The organism is Helicobacter cholecystus (assembly GCF_003364215.1).
GTDB classification, from domain to species: domain Bacteria; phylum Campylobacterota; class Campylobacteria; order Campylobacterales; family Helicobacteraceae; genus Helicobacter_G; species Helicobacter_G cholecystus.
This window is the reverse complement of record NZ_NXLU01000003.1, coordinates 23,525-43,943: the sequence shown is the minus strand read 5'-3', so window position 1 is coordinate 43,943 and position 20,419 is coordinate 23,525. Positions and strand designations below refer to the sequence as shown.

The following is a 20,419-nucleotide window of genomic DNA, read 5'->3' as shown; positions in this document are numbered from 1 at the left end:
AATTATGGAGAGTAAAAATGCAAACATACAAGATTGCAATTATTGGGCTAGGAACCGTGGGATTATCGGTTGCTCAAATACTCAATAAACATAAACATCTCATTGCTCAAAGGAGTGGGATAGAGATTGTCGTTGCTAAAGTACTTGTAAGAAATCAAGCTAAGTATGCTCACTATGGTTTTAATCTTGCAGAAAGTTTGGATGAAATTTTAGAGGATGAGAGTATTGCTTTGGTTGTAGAGCTTGTAGGGGGAATTGAATACCCTTTTGAAATAGCTAAGAGAGTTTTTCAAAAGAAAAAAGCCTTTGTGAGTGCAAATAAAGCAATGATTGCTTCAAAAATGCAAGAGCTTGTAGAATATTCTAAGGGTATTCCTTTTGGTTTTGAGGCCAGTGTGTGCGGAGGAATTCCAATTGTTGAAGCATTTAGAGACAGTTTAGTGGGGAATGCAATTTTAGATTTTAGTGGAATTATGAATGGAACAAGTAATTTTATTCTCACCCAAATGGAAGAGAAAAATCAATCTTTCCAAAGCGCACTGACTCAGGCTCAAGAATTAGGTTATGCCGAAGCTGATCCAACACTTGATATTGAAGGAGGGGATGCTGCTCATAAATTACTCATTCTTGCCAAACTTGCTTATGGGATTGTAGTAAAGGAAGAGGAGATCTTAATTGAGGGAATTAAAGATATTGAACTTGAAGATATTATGATAGCCTCAAAATTGGGTTATAAAATTAAGCTTTTAGGAATTGCACGTAAAGAAGGAGAATTTGTAGAATTACGTGTACATCCTACTTTTATCCCCCATGACTCAATGCTCTGTAGTGCCAATGGTGTGAAAAATGCTCTAAGTGTGCGAGGAGATGGAATAGGGGAGATGTTGTATTGTGGGTTGGGTGCAGGTGGAGATGCAACTGCAAGTGCTGTGATTGCAGATATTGTAAATATTGCGAGACTTAGAGAATGTGCACAATATCCTATCCCTCCTTTTGGAACTTTCAACTCTTCTGAATGTGTTAAGCTCAAAAATAAAGGTGATATTATCTGTCAGTTTTATCTTAAAATAGAGGTGCTGCACCAATCAGGAGCAATGGCAAAGCTTACCTCAATTCTTGCAGAATGTGAAATCTCAATCAGTCAGCTTATGCAAGAAGATAATCAGAGAAGTGCGATCATTATTCTTTTAACACATAGGGTAGAAGAGAGAAAAGTCAATGAAGCAATAAAAAAGATTTCATTATGTTCTTTTACTTTGGGATCGATAAGAAAAATTAGAGTTCATGAGTAGAGAATGGGGAAATTACTATGAAGAAAAAGGGTGTGAGTTTTTAAAAGATAATGGTTTTGAAATCATTGAGAGAAACTTTTATTCACGCTTTGGTGAGATTGACATTATTGCTCTTAAAGATAAGGTTTTACACTTTATAGAGGTGAAGGGAAGTGCAAGAAGAAATCCTGTTTATGCCATTACCTCAAAGAAACTTCACAAAATTAATCAAACTATTGGTTTTTATTTTTATCAGAATGATGTCAGATTTGATTACTGTATTGATGCTTTGATTATTTGTGGTGATGAAGTAACACTTTTAGAGAATATTACAATATGACAGGGTAGGGAAAAAACCTTACCCTTATTTGATTTCTATAATGATGGGTTTAATTCCCATTGTTTGCATAACATTAAAAATTGCTGCTTCTGCTTGATCTTTGTTGATATAAGGTCCAACAAGATAGCGAGTAAGAACTTTTCCTCCCTTTTGGAGTGTTTCTGTTTTATATTCAAAAGAAGCAAGTTTTGAAATAAATGCTGCTTGAGGCTTTCCTCCAAATACACCAATTTGAAGATAATATCCTTTTGGAGGCATTGGAGTTTCAAGTGATTCAAAGGCCTTAGATGCACTAGGTGCCTTTTTTTCTACTTGAGATTTTTTTTGTATTTCTTTTTTATTCTCTTGTTGTTTACTCTCTTGAACTTTTGGCACTATAGGTTTATTTTCAATTGCCTTAGGCTTATTCTCTTTCTTAGGCTTGCTCTCTTCTTTTACATTTTGTTTTATTTGGGGCTGATCCTCAGACTTTGGAGCAGTGGGTTTCTCCTCTACTTGTGGAGTTTTTTGCACTGGATTTTGGCGTAATTCTTCAGCAGAAATAGAAGTTTGAGGTTGATTGAGAGTATCTTTATTTTTAATTTCTGCAATAAGTTTGTCAAAATCATCAGGTTGAGATTCTTCTGGGATGATTTTTTCTAATTCTGTATGATTAAACTCTGGATTTTTCTTTGGTTCACTTTTCAATAACACATATGCAAGAGTTCCTAAAACCGCGAGTAATACAATTGTTGCAACTGTAATAATAATCAGTCTTGCTTTGGATTTAGAGGAAGGTTTTTCCTCGATATTGTCCACTAAAATATCTTCAAGATTGTTTTCCATTTTTTCTCCTTAGTAGATAGGTTGATGATAAAGTTTAAATTTTTGGCTAAATGCTCTCACTTCTTCCCAAACTTTTTCTTGAATCTTTGGGTTGTTGATGTCATCAAGCACATCGGCAATTTTATTGGCTACAAATTTAAAATCCTCTTCTTTCATTCCTCTAGCAGTAAGTGCAGGAGAGCCAAGTCGAATTCCACTGGTAACAAATGGACTTCTAGTTTCTCCAGGAACGGTATTTTTGTTCACTGTGATTCCTGCATTTCCTAATGCAAGATCAGCATCTTTTCCACTAAAGTTTTTTTGTAAGAAATCCATTAGGATTAAATGGTTTTGTGTACCATTTCCTACAAGTTTATAGCCTCTTTGCATAAGCATATCTGCCATTATATTAATATTAAGCTTGATTTGCTTAGCATAAGTTTTCCATTCAGGTTTAAGATTTTCTAAGAATCCTACAGCCTTTGCAGCAATGACATGCATTAATGGACCACCCTGAATCCCAGGGAAAATTGCTTTATTAATTTTACTTGAAATTTCTTCATCATTGGTTAAAATTGCACCCCCTCTTGGACCTCTTAAAGTTTTATGTGTTGTTGTTGTAACGACATCGCAATATGGGAAAGGATTGGGGTACTCATCTGCAACAACAAGTCCTGCAATATGGGCTATATCTGCCATAAGAATTGCTCCAACTTCTTGGGCAATTTCTTTAAACTTTTTAAAATCTAATTCTTTGGTATAGGCACTAAAACCACAAATCATAAGTTGAGGCTTAATATAATGTGCCATTTCTCTTACTTTTTCATAATTAATACAGCCATCAAGATCTACACCATAACCAAAGCTTTGATAGATTTTTCCACTTGCATTAACTTTTGCACCATGAGTAAGATGCCCTCCATGACTTAAATCCATTCCTAAAATTTTGTCATAAGGTTTAAGGAGTGCATTAAAAACTGCACCATTAGCTTGACTCCCAGAATGAGGTTGAACATTAGCAAAAGAACAATTAAAAAGTTTCTTTGCTCTCTCAATAGCAATAGTTTCAATTTCATCAACAAATTCACACCCACCATAATATCGCTTATAAGGATAACCCTCTGCATATTTATTAGTTAAAATACTCCCCATTGCTTCCATGACACTTGGGAAAGTGAAATTCTCACTTGCAATAAGCTCTAAATGTGTATTTTGTCGCTCAAATTCTTTTTCAATAAGATTAAAAATCTCTTTATCTTGTTCCTGTAGATAAAAGCTCATTCTTCTTTCTCCTTTTCTTTGATGGGTTCAAAATGATGCCTTATGGGTTTCATAGCAGGAAAAAGAATAACATCTTTAATGATTTTATGATTTGTCAATAGCATCACAAGACGATCAATCCCAATTCCTTGTCCAGCAGTTGGTGGCATACCATGAGCTAAAGCCCAAACATAATCTTCATCCATATATTGTGCTTCCTCATCACCAGCATCTTTAGCCTTTACTTGTTCTTTAAATCTTTCAAGTTGATCTAGAGGATCATTAAGCTCACTAAAGCCATTGGCAATTTCTTTTCCACCAATAAAGAGTTCAAATCGATCCGCGATCATTGGATTATGATCATTTCGGCGTGCAAGTGGGCTAATTTCAATAGGATATTGAGTGATAAAGGTGGGATTAATGAGTTTGTCTTCTACAAACGCATCAAAGGCTTCACTTTGGAGTTTTCCATAATTCATATTTTTTTGTACTTCTACCTTATTTTCTTGTAAATAGATATAGAGCTTTTCTTTATCTTCTATAATTTCTTGAGGGATTCCACCAATTTGATTGAGTGCTTCTTGATAACTTAAGATTCTTATCTTATCAAAATCAATGATATCTTCACCGTGAGGAATTTGTTTGGGGAGTGAGAGAGAGGTGAGTAGATAATCAAAAAGCTCATGCGTTAGAGCAATAAGATCTTCATAGGTTTTATAAGCCCAATAAAATTCAATCATTGTAAATTCTGGATTATGGCTATGATCCATTCCTTCATTTCTAAAATTTCGATTAATTTCAAAAACAGCTTCAAATCCTCCTACAATAAGACGTTTAAGGTAAAGTTCTGGAGCAATTCTTAAATAGCGATCAACTTCTAAGGCATTATGGTGGGTAATAAAGGGACGAGCATTTGCACCACCAGGAATAGGGTGAAGCATAGGAGTTTCAACTTCTAAAAAGCCTTTTTTTTCAAAAAATTTACGGATATTTGAAATAATTTTGCTGCGCATTTTGAAGGTTTCTTTGACGTCTGGGTTGACAATAAGATCTACATAACGTTGACGATAGCGTAATTCTATATCATTAAGTCCATGAAATTTTTCAGGGAGAGGAACAATAGATTTTGTAATAATCTCAATCTCTTTTGCATAAAGGCTAAGCTCTCCTGTTTTAGTTAAAAATGGAAATCCAATTGCATAAATAATATCCCCAACTTCAAGATGTTTTTTGAGTATCTCAAAATGCTCCCCTAAATCATTTTTTGAGAAATAAACTTGCAAAATTCCACTCTCATCTTCTACTTTAATAAAACTAGCTTTTCCCATCCATCGCTCTAATTTTACTCTTCCGACAATCTTTTCACTTATGTTCTCATCTCTTTGCCCTTCTTGTGAGGCAATGCTAGAGTAACGTTCTAGAAATTGGGCATTATAAAGTGAGCGTTTTTGGCCATTAGCATAGGGATTAAAGCCTAGTTTTCGTAATGAATTGGATTTTTGGATTCTTTGCTGAATGTATTGATTGTCAAACATTACTGTCCTTCTTGTGATGTTGTAGATTGGCTTGGAGTGGGTTGGGAGAGATTTTGAATTGTATCCTTGGTTTTATCAATGAGTTGTTCCCCACTCTCTTGGACTTTATCAATCATTTCATTTTTCATATTCTCAAGCTCCTGTTTGACCTCTTGGGTATTTTTTGGAGCATTACTAATAAGTTTAGAACTAATAAGATTTGAAGCAATTTTGTCCATAATCTCATATAGAGTTGAATTATATGCACAATGTGCTTTAAGGCTTTCAAGCATTTCTAATCTAAAGGCAAGATGCAGAATAATTGCAATAGCTAAAAAGCTCTTAATTGCTCCAAAAAACATCCCAAGAAGTTTATTAAGATATTTAGGTAGCGCACTATTAAAGAGCTTGTCAAGGAGTTTTCCAATTAAAAAAGAGAAAACCCAAATGATCAAATAAATAATTAAAAATCCAATGATTGTGTCAAAAGTTTCATTTTTGATATCAATAACAGTATTTCTAAACCACTCTCCACACTCATAGGCAAAGCGTGAGGCAAAGAAAATTCCAAAAATCACACCAAAGAAGGCGCAAAGCTCTTTTGCAAAGCCTTTAAAAAACCCCGCTAGAGAAGAAAATATGATGATAGCTAAAAATAAAAAATCAAGATAGCCAAAACTTGCCACCAAGGTTAAACTCCTCTCTATATGCAAAAGATAAATACAAACATTAAAGTATTGCTTTTGTAAAGAATTCTACAATAATATTACAGTTTTATAAATTCTTTTACGAGGAAAAAGTGCTAAAAACTTTCTTTTATTCATTGATATTTGTTGGGCCAATTTATTGTGTCCATTTCTTTGAAATTTTTGATCGTGATCCTTATAGTTGGCTCATTACACTTCTAGCTTTAGGAAGTGTGGCAATCTTTTTTCTTATTCCAAGTTCCAAGAAGTTTTGGTTTGGCTTTTTTGTAGGATTATTATGGTTTTATTGGGTGGGATTTTCTTTTTTTTATTTTGGTGCCCCTATTCTTGTACCTGTGATTGCAGTCGTTGTTGCAGGAATTTACATGCTACTTTTTGTGGTTGCTCTGTATTATCCTTCTTATATTTGGAGAGGAGTTTGGCTCGTTTTATTGGGCTATATCCATCCTTTTGGATTTGATTGGCTACTTGTGGATAGCTTTTTTGCCTATAGCTATTTTGGGGTGCAAAAGTATGATTTTATCCTCATTGTTTTAGGAATTGCATTCATTTTACAAACCCAAGATAGAAAACAAATTGTTGGAATTGCATTTTTAATTTGTGCACTTGATTATCATTCATTAGCACAAAAAAAAGAAGAGATTCCTTTTGATTATGCGCTACTAGGAAGTTCTTTTTCACAAGATTTTAAATGGCAAAGACAAAATATGCAATCCATGACAAAGGAGCAACTTACTCAAATTCAGACTGCACTCAAAGAAAAAAAGAAACTTATTATTCTTCCTGAAACAGCTTTTCCTTTTGAAATAGAAAAAAGTTATTTTTGGGAAATACTTAACTCAATGAGTTCTGGGAACACTTTGATTGTAGGTTCGCTAAGAGAAGGAGAAAATGGAATTTATAATTCAGCTTATATTTTTTCAAACTTAAGAGTGAGTATTGCAGATAAGAAAATCTTAGCCCCTTTTGGTGAAAAAATTCCATTACCAGATTTTTTGAGTTCATCACTCCGTCATTTCTTTTTAGGAAATTCTCCAAAAATACTTGAAGGAGAAAAGTTTAGTGATATTAATATTGAGGGGAAAAAAGTAAGAGTACTGATATGTTATGAAGGGACAAGCCAAGAAGCTTATGAGAATGCACCAAAATATTTAATTGTGATAAGCAATAATGCATGGTTTAAGGGAAGTATTGAACCCTCTGTGCAAAAAATGCTTATGAAATATTATGCAAAGCGTTATAACAAAATCATTTTGCATGCGATTAATGGTTCAAGAAGTTTTGTAATGACTTAATTTTTTTCCCATATTGTCCCTTGAGGAGTGTCAAGAAGAATAATCTTTTTTTCTTCAAGAGCATTTCTGATACTGTCAGCTTTTGCATAATCTTTATTTGCTTTGGCTTCTTGGCGCTGTAAGATTAAGTTCTGTATCCATATTTTTTCTTCTTCACTCACTCCAAGTTGAAAATATTCATGAGTATCAATTTTTCCAAGTCCTAAGATTTCCTCAATTGCAAGAAGTGAGGCAGCAATATTTTTTTGAAGAGCTTGATCTTTGGGTGTTTTGTCTAAAGCTTCATTGCTTTCTTTAAAAAAGTTCTCCATATGACTTAAGGCTAAAGAAATATTTAAATCTTCACTTAGGGCTTCAAGAAGAAGATCTTTAAGTGATGAAGAGGAGGAATTAACTGAGGATGTGATACGTTTTTTTAGTCGATAGAGTTTATCAAGACGTTTTTTGCTAAAACATAAATCTGTTTCTCCAAAATCAAAATTTGCTCGATAATGCGTGCCTAAGAGGTAATTGCGTACAATTTCTCCATGATAGTGTTTTAAAATATCTTTTAAGAAGAAGCTATTATTAAGGCTTTTACTCATTTTTTCACCGTTGATTGTAACAAAGCCATTGTGAAGCCAATATTTTGCAAGTTCTCTCTTGCTTGCACAGCGGGTTTGTGAGGCTTCATTTTCATGATGTGGAAAAAGAAGATCGGCCCCACCTCCATGGATATCAATAGCATATTCTTCATCTTTATATGCTAAATGTTTCTCTATCATTGCGGAGCATTCAATATGCCAACCTGGACGTCCTTTGCCAAAGGGTGATTCATAACCTATGTCTTTTTCTCCTTTATAGGATTTCCAAAGCACAAAATCTCTTGGATTTCTTTTTTCATTTTCACTCTCTAGGCGTGTTTGCATCTCAAGATCATCGTAGCGATGAGAGAGAGAGCCATAAAGTAGATCTTTGCTACTGTCAAGGTAGATATCACCATTATTTGTTTGATAAGCGTAGCCTTTTTTAAGCAGGGTTTCAATCATTTCAATCATTGCGGGAAGATTTTGAGTTGCCTTTGGTTCAAGGGTAGGAGAAAGGACATTTAAAGCCCGCATATCCTTAAGGTAAGAGGCAATATAGTGGGTTGTAATTTCTTCCAAACTTTGACCTGTTTGAAGAGATTTTTTAATAATTTTATCATCAATGTCTGTAAAGTTTCTTGCATACTCAACTGTGTAACCAAGAGCCAAAAGTGTGCGATGAAGCAAATCAAAGGCAATGGCACTCCTTGCATGACCAAGATGAGAATCATCATAGACAGTTGGACCACAGACGTAGAGTTTGACATGGTTGAGATAAATAGGGGTGAAGGGGAGTTTTTGTTTTTTAACACTATCAAAGAGAAATAAAGTTTTCATAGATATCCTTGAATTAAAATTTTCAAACCATACACTGCTAAAGCTTCAATTGGAAGTGCAATAAGTGTAATGAATGCCCATTTTTTATTTGCGATTATACAAAAAAAGTTTTTTGTACCTATTGCTTTGATATTAAGTATTAAAAGAATAAAACCTGCAAAAGAGCTTGAAAAAGCAATACCCAAAACCCCAAAGGGTTTAACAAGAAGTAAGCAAAGTAAGGTTCCACTTCCTAGAGAAATTAAAGAATATTTTGCACTTTTTCCTTGAAGTTTATGAGAATAGAGCCAGAGTGAGAGAATTTTACTTAGTCCAAAAGGCACTAAACCCAGTAAATAAAAGGCAAAAACATTTGCGGTTGTGAGTGTGTCATTTTGGGTAAAAGGACCTCTTTGATAAAGAAGAATGATAATTTCTTCTTTAAGAATAATTCCACCTATAGAACATGCACAAAGTGTGAGAGTGAGGAACCAAAAGGCTTGAGACATTTTTTTTAAAGCAAGATGGGTTTGTGTATTTTTTATGGCCTTAGCAATCATGGGAAAAAGTGCCACTGAGGTTGCAATAGCAAAGAGTGCAAGAGGGAGTTGAAAAATACGATTAGCATAATAAAGATAAGAGATGCTTCCAAAGCTTAAAAATGAAGCAATAAAGGTTTCAATAAAAGCAAGAAGCTGTATTGTTGAGCTTCCAAGAAGGGCTGGAAAGAATTGTGAGAAGAATGATTTAAAATCTTTTTTAAATCTTTGAGAATGTTTATGGGTATTTTTTATAAAAGAAAATATTACAGGAATAGAATAGGAGAAGAGTCTAAAGAATCCATAACGGTAAAGGGGATAAAAATGCAATAAAATCTGTGCTACTCCTCCACAAAGTACTCCATAGCTTAAGCAATAAACAATTTGTAATTTATCTTGATCTTTTGCATATAGAAGTGCAAGAATCATACACACATTAAGCAGAGCAGTATTATATGCGCTGACCCAAAAGACATTTTTATATTGTAAGATCCCTCCAAGCAAAGTAACGATAAAAATAAGTAAAAGATACCAAAAATTAATCGCAACAATAGGGGCTGCCATATTGATGACATCTTGTGGGAAACCAAAGGCAAGAAGTTTTGTAAGAAGAGGGGAGAAAAGGCAAACAAGAAGACTCAAGAGCAATAAGATCGTAGCAAATACTCCACCAATGCTCAGGGCAAAAACTCCCTTATTTCTTGCATAGATAAAACTTGGAAGGAAACTTTGTGTGAATGCCCCTTCTCCAAAAATTCTTCTAAAAAGATTTGGGAGTTTGAAGGCAATGAAGAAAATATCACTAAATATTCCAGCTCCAAGAATTGAAGCCATGCATACATCTCTTAAAAAGCCAAGAATCCTTGAGAGTAAAATTCCACTGCTATTAGTTAAAAAAGCTTTTTTTAACAATGTAAATCTCCATTTATGGGATAAAATTTGAATTCTACCTATTCAATAAGGAAGTTTGAGACAAAATGACAAATGAAATCAAGGTAAGCCAATGTTTTGATCTTTTTCACGAATTGGAAAAAGCATCCATTGTTTTAAAAATAGATTCAAAAAATCTTTCTTTTGATATTGTGGGGGTAAGTACATTTTTAAGTGAAGAACCTGATGGTGTAAGACAAGAGCTTAATGAGGCAAAAACTAGAGATTTTTTTTATTCAGGAAGCTATGAGGATAATCAATGCTATATTGCCCAAGCTTATGATTTGGTGATTAAAAAGAAAGAAAAGCATCAACCTGAACATTTTTTTCTTGAGCTTGAAGCAGAGGATAGTGAATTATATTTTGTTTTTGATGCTCAGAGTGAAGAGTGGCTTTTGGATAATCTTTTGGAAGTTAAAAAAGGAATTGATCGAAAAAAAGCATCTTATGGTGTCATTTTCAAAGATTTCTCTCTTAATTTTGATGCTGAAGTGTTGAGGGAGAAAATTACATCGGCTCAAAAAACCATTGGAGGAAAGAAGAAGTTTTTATTGGAGAAAAGTAAGTTTTATCATCCCAATATTGAGGCACATTTTTTCTTTACCCTTAAAGAAGAGTGGGAATATTGTAAAAAGATGAGTATTGAAAACTCTTCTTATGCTGTTAAAAGTGGTATGGAAGTTGGCAGACTTTATAAAGCGAAGAATGGAAGTGATGGAAGAAATTTAAAAGGGGAATATATCAAGATTGAGAAAAAAGAGTTGCAAGATTTAGAATTTAGTGCTCTTGAGGATGATTTTAATATTCAAGATTGTGAAGATTATATTGTTTACTTGGGAAGTAAAACAGGGTTTGTAGGATTAAATAGCAGTGGTCTTATTCTAATAAAAGAAAATGATTTTGAAGAGATTAATAATCGAAATATGGGAAATCTTTTGGGAGGCATTGAGTGTGAGATTGAAATTAATGTTAAGGCTTCAATACCCGAAAAAGATGCAATTGGGGCAGGAATGATTATTGAGGCTCAAAAACTTAATGTTATAGGAGGAGTAGATCAAGGCGTGATTTTACGCACTCAAGAATGCAATATTAATGGTTTTACGCATCAAAATGTTGAGATTTTTGCAAAAAAAGCAGATATTGGAATCTTAAGAGGCACACTTAAGGCGGAAGAAGTCAAAATCAAAATGTGTGAGGGGGGAAATGTTGATTGTACTGTAGGTGAATTTGAGGAGATGGTTGGGGCAGAAGTTATGGGAAAAGAGATAAGTGTAAAAACTTTGCACTCTAATAATAAAATTTATATTTCTTCAAAAGTAAGTATAGAGGAAATGAAGGGAGGGGGAAATTATTTCTGTATTGATAGTTCAGCATTTTTGGATTATAGAGAAGAGATTGCAAAAATTAAAAAGCGTCATAATAAATATCTGGAAGCAATAGATAAATTAGGAAAAATTTATAAGCAAGAATTAATTCAAACCAAAAGAATGAAGCCTGCAGTTGATCGTTTTAGAGAGATTTTTGTGAAAAATATACAATCAGGTATGCGTACTCAACCCTATATTTTAAGCACGATAGGTGAGTATATGGGGTTATGTAGAAGGCTTAAAAGAATTAAGCAAAAAATACAGCAATATCAAGAGCAATCGGCTGAAATTCTCAAAGAAATTGAACCTATTATGCAAGTGAGTTTAGAAGGAAGAATAGAGTGTAAAGGGGCGTGGGTACAACAAAATCTAGTTGAATTTGTGGATGCATTGAGTGATAAGAGAGAGGTGATGAATATTGAAGAGGGCGAAAAGGTCAATGTGTATGTTGATGCCAATTATCATAAGCTGTTAAAGGAAAGGATTTAAATGATTATTGGACTTAAAGGGAGAGTTGAGCATAATGAAATGGGCAATATTGCTCTTGAAGTAGGGGGAGTGATTTATGGGATTCAGGTCTCTTTGCTCTCATCTTTGGATCTTAAAGTTGGAGAAGAAGTAAGGTTTTTTATCACAGAAATTATTCGTGAAGATGCTTATTTGCTTTTTGGTTTTTTACAAAAAGCAGAGCAAAAAATTTTTGAGAGATTGATTAAAATTAATGGGGTAGGGCCAAAGGTAGCAATGGCAATTCTCTCGACTTATTCACCTTCTGTATTTGCTTCAATTGTGGAGCAAAAAAATATTTCTGCAATCCAAAAAGTGCCAGGAATTGGTGCAAAGGGTGCAAGTAAGATTATGGTAGATTTGGCTGGATTCTTTGATTTTTCTTGCACACAAGAAAATGGGTATCAAAAAGCAAAAGATGAGGCAATTCTAGCTCTTGAGGGCTTGGGATTTAAAAAGAATGAAATTCAAAATGCCCTTAAGGGTATAGAAAATGAGGATGTAGCAGTTTTAATTAAAAGTGCGCTTAAAAATTTACAAAACATTTAATAATTCTAGATTTTTTCTTTATAATACTAAATAAGAGTTCATCTCTTAATCTAATATAAGGAGAAAAATATGGCAGATGTTTCCATTACAGAACAAACTATCCTTGATAAAGTAAAAGAAAAGGCCGGAAAGCTTAAATGTCCTGTATGCGGTAGTAGTGAGATTGGAATCGCACCAGGGTTCAGCAATGTTACATTGCAAAATCGAATTGATGGAAGTTTAGTTTCTAACGGTCCAATGGTTCCTGCAATTTATACTATTTGCAATAAATGTGGTGCTATGACTCCTCACGCAGTAGGAGTGCTAGGACTTCTTAACTCTAATTAACAATTCCCTTATCTAGGGGGTTTATATTTTCTTTGGATAAATATTTTTCTTTCAAAAGTAATTCAATAATCTCTTTAAAAATAGGTGCAGCTGTTTGGCTACCATAATATCCTTCTTGCACATTGGGATCTAAAACAACAATACCGATTGTATAGGCTTTCTTCTCATCATCAGCGAATCCAAAAAATGAACTATTGTAGCGTTTTGTGTATTTTCCATTAATAAAGATTCGTGCAGTTCCAGTTTTTCCACCCATCACAACACCTTCAACATTTGCCTTTTTACCAGTTCCTTTTTTTACAATTTCTTCAAGTAAAATTTTCATTTCATGACTTGTTTGTTCAGAAATGATTGGATAGGGTGGAGGAGTTTTAGGTTTAAAATGTTCATCTTGGCTATTTTTAAGATAATCAATAGTTCTAGGGGTGATGAGTTTTCCACCATTATTAAATGTTGCATAAGCTCTTAAGAGTTGGATAAAGGTTGCCCTAAAACCATATCCATATGAAACACTGGCTTTATAACTTCCTCGAAGTTTTGTAATATCAGGCAAGACTCCTTGTGCTTCATAGGGAAGATCAATTTGGGTTTGTGTCCCAAATCCATATTCTTTGAGTGCATCAAGAAATTCTTGAGAATTCAAGTCTTGAGTGAGTTTGATCATTCCAATATTGCTAGATTTAATAAGAATTTGCGGAGGTGTTGCATTTTTAAGAGGATGATCATCACGGATTGTATGGCGACCAATTTTATAAACCCCATTATTAAGATCAATATTTTTTTGAGGATCAATCATTTTTTTTTGCATCAAAATAGCATAAATAATTGGCTTGATAATACTTCCTGGCTCAAAAGAGGTTTCAATGGCCGTAATATTGAGTGAGGGATAATCCTCTTTTTTAATATTTTTAGGATCAAAACGATTGGACGTGGCAAGAGAGAGAATTTTACCTGTAGAAGATTCCATAACTCCTGCAATAATCTCTTTTGCTTGGAGACGTTGTTTATGTGCATCAAGAATGGCCTCCATCTTTTTTTGAAGTTTTAAAGGAAGAGTTAAAACAACATCTAATCCATCTTGTTTTTGAATTTCTTTTGAATCCTTATTTCTAATGATATTAAATCCAATATCACGATTTCCTTCAATTTCCCCATCTCTTTTTCCATTAAGATAGTTTTGTGCAAAATTTTCGCTTCCTTTAATCCCCTCAACCCTTGTAATTTTTTCTTGATGGATTTTTCTTGTATAGCCAATGAGAGGTTCCATTATAGTTCCATAGGGATATTGACGACTATAACCGCTAACTTCAATAGAGATCCCCATTTTTTGATAAACCTTTGCATTTTCTTCAAACTCTTGAAAAACTTGATAAGCATTTAATTTACTATTGAGCACTCTAAGACTACTGGCTTGAATAGGGGTGATGTGATAGGAGAGGGTTGTATAACCTTTATTTTTGAGTTTTTCTTCTATGGTTTCTTTTGGAATATTGCTATAAATTGAAAAAAGATTAACAAAAAGCTCTTTTTTCTCTGGAGCAATATTTTGTGGAATGATACTGACTTTATAAAGTTTTTCACTTGAGGCCATGGAGAAGCCATCACTGCTATAAATTGTTCCTCTGACACTAAAATCTTTTTTGCTTGATTGTGGATTTAAACTGCGTTTTTTTTCTGAGATTGTGAAGTAGAGTGCAATTAAAAAGCTTAGTGCAAGGATAAAAATAAATAATACAAGTAGAAAAAAACTTGTACCTTTTTGGATGTCAGAGAGAGGAGGCCTAGATGAGGACATTAGACCTGCGTTCTTAAGATTTCTTTATAAGCACTGATTGCCTTATTTCTAACTTCAAGCATAACTTTCATACTCGTTTCTGCCTTACCAATTGCAATTGCAGCTTGATGAATATCTTTGATTTGCCCTGTTGCCATATCTGCAAGTGCTTTTTCTGCAATCTTTTGCTCAGTATTCACTTCTTTGATAGAATCTTTAAGAAGATTTTCAAAACTTTTTGCTTTTTGAGCATCAAATTCTGGTTGTTTTTGGGCTTGATTGATATTTTGAGAAACATGAGAGATATCATTGTTAATTACACCAAATTTATTCATTTTCTACTTCCTTAAGCCTGAAACATTGTAATAGCATTATTTGCCATTGTCTTGGCACTCTGAAATGCTGAAACATTGGCTTGATAAGCTCTTGTCGCCTCAATCAAATCTGCCATTTCTACAACAGGATTGACATTGGGATAAGCAACATAACCATTTGCATCTGCATCAGGATGACTTGGGTCGTATTTTAGCTTAAAATTTTTATCATCTCTAACAATTTTATCGATGATTACACTTGTAAGAGAAGGAATAGCTTTTTCACCCTTTAAACCCTCATCAAGTGGATCTTCATATTGATGAAAATTTTCATTTTGAGCAAGTTTTTCATTAAGCATCTTATCAAAATTGATTGCTTTAAACACAACTTCTTTTCTGCGATAAGGCCCACCCTCATCAGTTCTTGTTGTATTGGCATTTGCAATATTTGAAGAGATTGTATTTACGCGTACTCTTTGAGCTGAAAGTCCATAACCACTAATATCAAAACTAGATAAAAAAGCCATTGTTATTCCTTATATATTTTTACTTGATTCTAATGCGTATGCAAAAATCCCTTTATGTTTTTTAAGAGAAGCAACAAGTGCTTGATACATTACGCTGTTTTTTCCCATTTCGCTTGTTTCAACATCAAGATCAACACTATTTCCATCATTTCTTGCCATATGTCCATCTCTAAAAAAAATCATTCCACCCTTATTTCCCTCTTGAAGAGAATTAAGATGTTTGGAGCTTGTTTGAGCCATTTTTAACTCAAATGATCTGTTTTTTCCAAATTCTTCATTCATTGCTTCAGAGAGATAGGATTCAAAATTGATATCACGAGGCTTATAGAAAGGAGTATCTACATTTGCAATATTTCCTGAAATTAAATCTTGTCGTATTGATCGATAATCAAGCGCTTTGTGAGCATATTTATAAACAGGTGAAACTTCGATAAATGACATTTTTGCTCCTTTCCAAATTAGATATAAAATTTATTAAGCAAATAAAGTTCCATTATTTGAGAAATTTCTCTTACAAGTCCTTTCTCTTAATGCTTAAATTTTGTAAGCAAAAAGTGTTCTAAATAATAGGAGTCATTGACAGAGAGAATAGGAGAAAGCTACTCTCTAACTTGCCAATTTCCATAAATTTTATATTTATAAGTTACCAATCCTTCTAATCCTATTGGCCCTCTGGCATGAAGTTTGTTTGTAGAGATTCCAATCTCAGCACCAAATCCAAATTCTCCTCCATCGCTAAAACGAGTGGAGGCATTAAGATACACACAAGAAGCATCCACTTCATTAAGAAAGATCTCCGCACTTTCAATGTCTTTTGTAAGAATAGATTCAGAATGCTTGGAGCCATGAGTATTGATATGATCAATTGCACTTCGCAAATCTTTTGAAATTGCAATATTGAGGATATTTTCTCCATATTCTTTATCAAAATCTTCTTTTCTTAAAATTTCCAAATCTTCTTTAAGAAGATTTTGGACCTCTTGTGTCACTTTAAGATAGGTTTTTTTGGCCTTTAAGGCTTGAAATAGTGGGGGCAAAAGAGTTGGGGCAATATCTTTATGAATCAGTAATGTTTCGATGCAATTACAGGCAGAGGGACGTTGGGTTTTGGCATTAATAATAATTTCAATTGCTTCATCGATTTTGCTGTCTTTATGAACATAGAGATGGCATATTCCTTTATCATGTTTAAGCACAGGGACTGTGGCATTTTGGCTTACAAAAGAAATCAATCTCTCTCCTCCTCTTGGGATGAGTAAATCAATGTATTGATCTTGTTTAATGAGGTCTAATACACTTTCTTTAGAATAATCTTCTAGGATATTGATACATTCTTTAGGAAGTGAAAAACTCTCAAGAGTATTTTGTAAAATTTTTGCAATAATGGTATTGCTTTCTTTGGCCTCTTTGCCCCCCTTAAGGATGCAGACATTCCCACTTTTAAAACATAAACAGGAACTATCACTTGTGACATTGGGGCGAGATTCATAAATGATTGCAATTACGCCAATAGGCACGCTTACTTTTTTAATCTCTAAGCCGCTTTCATTCTTCCAACCCTTAAGTGTTTGCCCTAAGGGATTAGGAAGAGAGGCAATTTCTTGGATGCTCTTTGCCATCATCTTAATCTTTGCCTCATCTAAGGCTAATCGCTCCTTCATTGCAGAGTTAAGATGTGAGGAGTTGGTTAAATCTTTGGCATTGGCATCTAAAATTTCTTGAGTATGGGCTATGAGATTTTGTGCCATCGCTTCAAGAACTTTAACTTTGAGTTTATGAGTAAGTTTTGCGAGTGTATGTTGAGCCTGTTTAATCTTATTAAAATCCATTATTCCTTCTTCATTTGTTCTGCTAAAGCTTGTACTTCTGAAACAAAAGTTTCAAGCAATTCATTCTCTTTGAATTTCCCTAAAATTTTACCTTGTTTAATAATTAATCCATCATGATTCCCAAATGCAATTGCAATATCTGCATGTTTTGCCTCTCCTAAAGCATTGACAGCACATCCCATAACACTGACTTGCATAGGGGTTTTAATATGCTTGAGGCGTTTTTCTACCTCCTTAACCATGCTGACTAAATCTGCCTCAATCCTTCCACAAGTTGGACAAGAGATAATGGTTATTCCCTCTTTGAGTCTTGAGCTATACCTTAAAATATTGCGAGCAACATTAACTTCTTCTTCTAATTCCCCTGTGATGGAAACTCTGATTGTATCCCCAATTCCATCTATTAAAAGATTTCCAAGTGCCATAGAGCTTTTGATCATTGAATGGGGAAGTGTGCCAGCTTCAGTTACACCTAAATGAAAGGGATAGGGCACATTGCTTTGGGCCAAGAGTCTATAAGCCTCTATGGTGCGAAGAACGTCACTGGCTTTAAGTGAAACTTTAATATCAGTAAAATCAAAATCTTCTAAAAGTTTAATATTGTAGAGTGCAGATTGCACCATTGCTTGTGGTGTAGTTCCATATTTTTCTTCAAATTGCTTCTCTAAACTCCCAGCATTTACGCCAATCCGAATAGGAATCTTTCGCTCTTTGCATGCTTGTACAACAGATCTGATTCTGTCTTTATTCCCAATATTTCCTGGATTAATTCTAATAGCATCTACACTTTGTGCAGCAATAAGAGCAAGTTTATAGCGGAAATGAATATCTGCAACAATGGGAAGAGGAGAGAGGGTTTTGAGTTCTTTGAGTGCATGGGCATCTTTTTCATCACTTACTGCAACTCTTACAATATTGCATCCCGCCAAAGCTAGGCGATTAATTTGCTCTAATGTGGCTTGGATATCGCAAGTTTTTGAGAAAGTCATACTCTGAATTGGAATTGGAGAATCCCCTCCAATGGGAATATTTCCAATGTAGATGGTTTTGGTTTTTCGTCTATTTACTTCCATACTTTCACCAAGATGTTGAGTTTTTGGCAATTTTAACACATTGCACTTTGAAAATAGGTAAAATTTTAGCTTCATATTTAAATCGGGAGGCTTGAGTGAAAATCTTGGTGAGTGCTTTAGAAACAAGCTCAAATCTTCATCTTGCAGAACTAAAAAAATATTTAGATAATGTTAAGTTTGAAGGAATTTTTGAACTAGAAGATCAAAAAGGATTTTATACACCTAAAGATTTTTCTGTAATGGGTTTTGTTGATATTTTTAAAAAGCTTATATTCTTCAAGAAAGTTTTAAATGAGATGGTGAAGAAAGCAGAAGAAGTGGATAAAGTGCTTTTACTTGATTCTTCAGGCTTTAATCTTCCTTTAGCCAAAGCAATCAAAAAATATTACCCACAAAAACAAATTATTTACTATATTCTTCCTCAAGTTTGGGCTTGGAAACCTTGGAGAGTTGAAGCTTTAAAGAAATATTGCGATAAGCTTTATGGAATCTTGCCTTTTGAAATTGCAATGTATCAAGGAAAGGCTGAATATATTGGACATCCTTTACTTGATGAAATTTCACAATTTAAGCTCAAACCCTCAAATACAGACAATATTGTTTTTATGCCAGGAAGTCGCAAACAAGAGATTAAAAGAATGTTGCCTATTTTTTTTGAAATTGCAAAAGAGTTTAAAAAAGAGCGTTGTGTCCTTGTAATTCCCCCTCATTTTGATCAAAGAAGAATTCAGGAATATTATGGAGATTTACTTCAAGGCTTTGAGATCTCTTATGATGCAAATTTTGCACTTTATGAAGCTAAGTTTGCTTTTATCTGTAGTGGAACTGCAACTCTACAATCTGCGCTCATTGGCACTCCATTTGTTTTGGCATATCAGGCAAAAAAACTTGATTATTGCATTGCAAGTGCATTTGTCAAGCTTAGGCATATTGGGCTTGCAAATATTCTTTATGCCCACTTTGGACAAGGAGAAATTCATCAAGAGCTCATTCAGGCACAATGTACTAAAGAAAACCTAATACGCGCATATCATGCAATGGAGAGTCAAGAGTTCTTTGGTAAGATTAAAGAATTGAGAAAATATCTTGCTTTTGGAAGCTCAAAAAGACTTGCACAAAAGATTATGGAATAATTTTGATATGATTTTTGTAAAACTTTAAAATAAAGGGGCGCAGATGAATAAAGAACCTATGACAGCTTATGGTTATCAAATCCTATGTAATGAGCTCAAGAATCTCAAAGAAGTTGAGCGACCAAATATTGTAAAAGAGATTGATATTGCCCGCTCTTATGGGGACCTTAAAGAAAATGCAGAATATCATGCTGCAAAAGATAAACAACTTTTTATTGAGGCAAGAATTGCCGAGCTTGGAGAAATGCTTTTAAATGCTCAAGTTATTGATCCAAGTGAGCTTTCTCATCATAAGGTAAGTTTTGGAAGTACGGTTAAGATTCTCAACCTTGATACAGATAAAGAAATAACTTATACAATCGTTGGGGGGATTGAGAGTGATCCTGCAAGGGGATTAATCTCCTTTGGCTCACCTATTGCTCGAAGTCTTTTAGGAAAGGTTGAAGGAGATGAAGTAAGCATTAAACTTCCTAATGGAGAAAGTGATTTTGAGATTTTAGAAGTGTGTTATAAGCCTATTATTTTTGGAGAGAAGTGATGCAGATTAAAATCAAAAAACTTCATCAAGATGCAAGGATTCCTGCATATCAAAGCAGTGGTGCTGCAGGATTTGATTTTTGTTCAATTGAAAAAAAAATTATTAAAGCTGGAGAATGGGAACTTGTAAAAACAGGTCTTGCTTTTGAAATTTCTGAAGGATATGAGCTTCAGGTTCGCCCTAGAAGTGGTCTGGCACTCAAAAATGGAATTAGTGTTTTAAACTCACCGGGAACAATTGATAGTGATTATCGTGGAGAAGTAGGAATTGTATTGATCAATCACTCAAAGATTGATTTTTGTGTTGAAGTCGGTGATAGGATTGCTCAAGGGGTGATTGCTAGGTTTGAGCAAGTTGATTTTGTTGAAACAGAAAAGCTTTTGGATACGCAAAGGGGAACAAAGGGGTTTGGAAGTAGTGGAAAAAACTAAAAAGGATA

The 20,419-nt window shown here is 34.0% G+C and carries 21 protein-coding genes; 9 read left to right on the top strand and 12 right to left on the bottom strand.

Features of this window, described 5'->3' with window-relative positions:
• Positions 1 to 17: 17 nt before the first annotated feature.
• A complete protein-coding gene (locus CQA62_RS03610) occupies positions 18 to 1,292 on the top strand; it encodes a homoserine dehydrogenase (protein ID WP_104725077.1) in 1,275 nt (424 codons plus the stop codon).
• Complete coding sequence (locus CQA62_RS03605) at positions 1,285 to 1,611, top strand: YraN family protein (RefSeq protein ID WP_104725076.1); 327 nt, start codon at positions 1,285 to 1,287, stop codon at positions 1,609 to 1,611. Before CQA62_RS03610 ends, CQA62_RS03605 begins: the two co-directional genes overlap by 8 nt.
• 24 nt (positions 1,612 to 1,635) lie before the next feature.
• On the opposite strand, the gene CQA62_RS03600 is transcribed toward CQA62_RS03605, so the two are convergent.
• Genes CQA62_RS03600 through CQA62_RS03585 form a run of 4 tightly spaced genes read right to left on the bottom strand, consistent with a single transcriptional unit; the run spans position 1,636 to position 5,875 of the window.
• Entirely contained in the window at positions 1,636 to 2,436 is an 801-nt protein-coding gene (locus CQA62_RS03600) for an SPOR domain-containing protein (RefSeq protein WP_104725075.1), read from the bottom strand.
• 9 nt (positions 2,437 to 2,445) lie between these two features.
• On the bottom strand, positions 2,446 to 3,696 hold the full coding sequence (locus CQA62_RS03595; protein ID WP_104725074.1) for a serine hydroxymethyltransferase: 1,251 nt from the start codon (positions 3,694 to 3,696) through the stop codon (positions 2,446 to 2,448).
• Positions 3,693 to 5,210: a lysine--tRNA ligase gene (lysS, locus tag CQA62_RS03590; protein ID WP_104725073.1), complete on the bottom strand. Its 1,518-nt coding sequence runs from the start codon at positions 5,208 to 5,210 to the stop codon at positions 3,693 to 3,695. The genes CQA62_RS03595 and lysS overlap by 4 nt, the downstream gene beginning before the upstream one ends.
• Positions 5,210 to 5,875, bottom strand: coding sequence for a CvpA family protein (locus CQA62_RS03585; protein WP_158653709.1), 666 nt, complete (start codon positions 5,873 to 5,875; stop codon positions 5,210 to 5,212). The genes lysS and CQA62_RS03585 overlap by 1 nt, the downstream gene beginning before the upstream one ends.
• 50 nt (positions 5,876 to 5,925) lie before the next feature.
• Between CQA62_RS03585 and CQA62_RS03580 the strand changes: the two genes are divergently transcribed.
• Positions 5,926 to 7,191, top strand: a complete 1,266-nt coding sequence (locus CQA62_RS03580) for an apolipoprotein N-acyltransferase (RefSeq protein ID WP_104725071.1) — start codon at positions 5,926 to 5,928, stop codon at positions 7,189 to 7,191.
• Here the strand turns inward: CQA62_RS03580 and cysS are convergent.
• Complete coding sequence (gene cysS / locus CQA62_RS03575) at positions 7,188 to 8,594, bottom strand: cysteine--tRNA ligase (protein WP_104725070.1); 1,407 nt, start codon at positions 8,592 to 8,594, stop codon at positions 7,188 to 7,190. The genes CQA62_RS03580 and cysS overlap by 4 nt on opposite strands.
• On the bottom strand, positions 8,591 to 10,024 hold the full coding sequence (gene murJ / locus CQA62_RS03570) for a murein biosynthesis integral membrane protein MurJ (RefSeq protein ID WP_104725069.1): 1,434 nt from the start codon (positions 10,022 to 10,024) through the stop codon (positions 8,591 to 8,593). Before murJ ends, cysS begins: the two co-directional genes overlap by 4 nt.
• 65 nt (positions 10,025 to 10,089) lie before the next feature.
• On the opposite strand from murJ, the gene CQA62_RS03565 reads away from it, so the two are divergent.
• From CQA62_RS03565 to CQA62_RS03555, 3 genes are all read left to right on the top strand, one after another.
• A complete protein-coding gene (locus tag CQA62_RS03565) occupies positions 10,090 to 11,898 on the top strand; it encodes a hypothetical protein (RefSeq protein WP_115585114.1) in 1,809 nt (602 codons plus the stop codon).
• Positions 11,899 to 12,465 carry a Holliday junction branch migration protein RuvA gene (gene ruvA, locus CQA62_RS03560; protein WP_104725067.1) on the top strand — a complete coding sequence of 189 codons (567 nt, stop codon included), beginning with the start codon at positions 11,899 to 11,901 and terminating at the stop codon, positions 12,463 to 12,465.
• Positions 12,466 to 12,534: 69 nt separating this feature from the next.
• Positions 12,535 to 12,792 (top strand): hypothetical protein, encoded by a 258-nt coding sequence (locus tag CQA62_RS03555; RefSeq protein ID WP_104725066.1) that lies wholly within the window; start codon positions 12,535 to 12,537, stop codon positions 12,790 to 12,792.
• Here CQA62_RS03555 and CQA62_RS03550 read toward each other — a convergent pair.
• The 6 genes from CQA62_RS03550 to ispG form a co-directional block, all read right to left on the bottom strand.
• Positions 12,785 to 14,587, bottom strand: a complete 1,803-nt coding sequence (locus tag CQA62_RS03550) for a peptidoglycan D,D-transpeptidase FtsI family protein (protein ID WP_104725065.1) — start codon at positions 14,585 to 14,587, stop codon at positions 12,785 to 12,787. The two genes, CQA62_RS03555 and CQA62_RS03550, sit on opposite strands and share 8 nt — an antisense overlap.
• Positions 14,587 to 14,901 carry a flagellar hook-basal body complex protein FliE gene (gene fliE, locus CQA62_RS03545; protein WP_104725064.1) on the bottom strand — a complete coding sequence of 105 codons (315 nt, stop codon included), beginning with the start codon at positions 14,899 to 14,901 and terminating at the stop codon, positions 14,587 to 14,589. The genes CQA62_RS03550 and fliE overlap by 1 nt, the downstream gene beginning before the upstream one ends.
• Before the next feature lie 11 nt (positions 14,902 to 14,912).
• A complete protein-coding gene (gene flgC / locus CQA62_RS03540) occupies positions 14,913 to 15,407 on the bottom strand; it encodes a flagellar basal body rod protein FlgC (protein WP_104725063.1) in 495 nt (164 codons plus the stop codon).
• A gap of 9 nt (positions 15,408 to 15,416) precedes the next feature.
• Complete coding sequence (gene flgB / locus CQA62_RS03535; protein WP_104725062.1) at positions 15,417 to 15,848, bottom strand: flagellar basal body rod protein FlgB; 432 nt, start codon at positions 15,846 to 15,848, stop codon at positions 15,417 to 15,419.
• Between the two features lie 158 nt (positions 15,849 to 16,006).
• The gene (locus CQA62_RS03530) at positions 16,007 to 17,236 is read right to left on the bottom strand and encodes a glutamate-5-semialdehyde dehydrogenase (RefSeq protein WP_104725061.1); all 1,230 of its coding nucleotides are present in this window, start codon (positions 17,234 to 17,236) and stop codon (positions 16,007 to 16,009) included.
• Entirely contained in the window at positions 17,236 to 18,309 is a 1,074-nt protein-coding gene (gene ispG, locus CQA62_RS03525; protein WP_104725154.1) for a flavodoxin-dependent (E)-4-hydroxy-3-methylbut-2-enyl-diphosphate synthase, read from the bottom strand. Before ispG ends, CQA62_RS03530 begins: the two co-directional genes overlap by 1 nt.
• Positions 18,310 to 18,404: 95 nt before the next feature.
• Between ispG and lpxB the strand changes: the two genes are divergently transcribed.
• The 3 genes from lpxB to dut are packed head-to-tail and all read left to right on the top strand — an operon-like array spanning position 18,405 to position 20,411.
• Positions 18,405 to 19,442 carry a lipid-A-disaccharide synthase gene (lpxB, locus tag CQA62_RS03520; RefSeq protein ID WP_104725060.1) on the top strand — a complete coding sequence of 346 codons (1,038 nt, stop codon included), beginning with the start codon at positions 18,405 to 18,407 and terminating at the stop codon, positions 19,440 to 19,442.
• Positions 19,443 to 19,485: 43 nt separating this feature from the next.
• On the top strand, positions 19,486 to 19,980 hold the full coding sequence (gene greA, locus CQA62_RS03515; RefSeq protein ID WP_104725059.1) for a transcription elongation factor GreA: 495 nt from the start codon (positions 19,486 to 19,488) through the stop codon (positions 19,978 to 19,980).
• The gene (gene dut, locus CQA62_RS03510; RefSeq protein ID WP_104725058.1) at positions 19,980 to 20,411 is read left to right on the top strand and encodes a dUTP diphosphatase; all 432 of its coding nucleotides are present in this window, start codon (positions 19,980 to 19,982) and stop codon (positions 20,409 to 20,411) included. Before greA ends, dut begins: the two co-directional genes overlap by 1 nt.
• The last annotated feature ends 8 nt before the right edge of the window (positions 20,412 to 20,419 follow it).

Excerpts from the sequence above, each read along its gene's own strand:
- ispG (WP_104725154.1), bottom strand. The coding sequence starts at position 18,309 with ATGGAAGTAAATAGACGAAAAACCAAAACCATCTACATTGGAAATATT.
- flgB (WP_104725062.1), bottom strand. The coding sequence starts at position 15,848 with ATGTCATTTATCGAAGTTTCACCTGTTTATAAATATGCTCACAAAGCG.
- greA (WP_104725059.1), top strand. The coding sequence starts at position 19,486 with ATGAATAAAGAACCTATGACAGCTTATGGTTATCAAATCCTATGTAAT.
- CQA62_RS03555 (WP_104725066.1), top strand. The coding sequence starts at position 12,535 with ATGGCAGATGTTTCCATTACAGAACAAACTATCCTTGATAAAGTAAAA.
- lysS (WP_104725073.1), bottom strand. The coding sequence starts at position 5,210 with ATGTTTGACAATCAATACATTCAGCAAAGAATCCAAAAATCCAATTCA.
- CQA62_RS03595 (WP_104725074.1), bottom strand. The coding sequence starts at position 3,696 with ATGAGCTTTTATCTACAGGAACAAGATAAAGAGATTTTTAATCTTATT.
- flgC (WP_104725063.1), bottom strand. The coding sequence starts at position 15,407 with ATGGCTTTTTTATCTAGTTTTGATATTAGTGGTTATGGACTTTCAGCT.
- CQA62_RS03530 (WP_104725061.1), bottom strand. The coding sequence starts at position 17,236 with ATGGATTTTAATAAGATTAAACAGGCTCAACATACACTCGCAAAACTT.
- CQA62_RS03565 (WP_115585114.1), top strand. The coding sequence starts at position 10,090 with ATGACAAATGAAATCAAGGTAAGCCAATGTTTTGATCTTTTTCACGAA.
- CQA62_RS03550 (WP_104725065.1), bottom strand. The coding sequence starts at position 14,587 with ATGTCCTCATCTAGGCCTCCTCTCTCTGACATCCAAAAAGGTACAAGT.
- fliE (WP_104725064.1), bottom strand. The coding sequence starts at position 14,901 with ATGAATAAATTTGGTGTAATTAACAATGATATCTCTCATGTTTCTCAA.
- ruvA (WP_104725067.1), top strand. The coding sequence starts at position 11,899 with ATGATTATTGGACTTAAAGGGAGAGTTGAGCATAATGAAATGGGCAAT.
- CQA62_RS03610 (WP_104725077.1), top strand. The coding sequence starts at position 18 with ATGCAAACATACAAGATTGCAATTATTGGGCTAGGAACCGTGGGATTA.
- CQA62_RS03605 (WP_104725076.1), top strand. The coding sequence starts at position 1,285 with ATGAGTAGAGAATGGGGAAATTACTATGAAGAAAAAGGGTGTGAGTTT.
- cysS (WP_104725070.1), bottom strand. The coding sequence starts at position 8,594 with ATGAAAACTTTATTTCTCTTTGATAGTGTTAAAAAACAAAAACTCCCC.
- dut (WP_104725058.1), top strand. The coding sequence starts at position 19,980 with ATGCAGATTAAAATCAAAAAACTTCATCAAGATGCAAGGATTCCTGCA.
- CQA62_RS03600 (WP_104725075.1), bottom strand. The coding sequence starts at position 2,436 with ATGGAAAACAATCTTGAAGATATTTTAGTGGACAATATCGAGGAAAAA.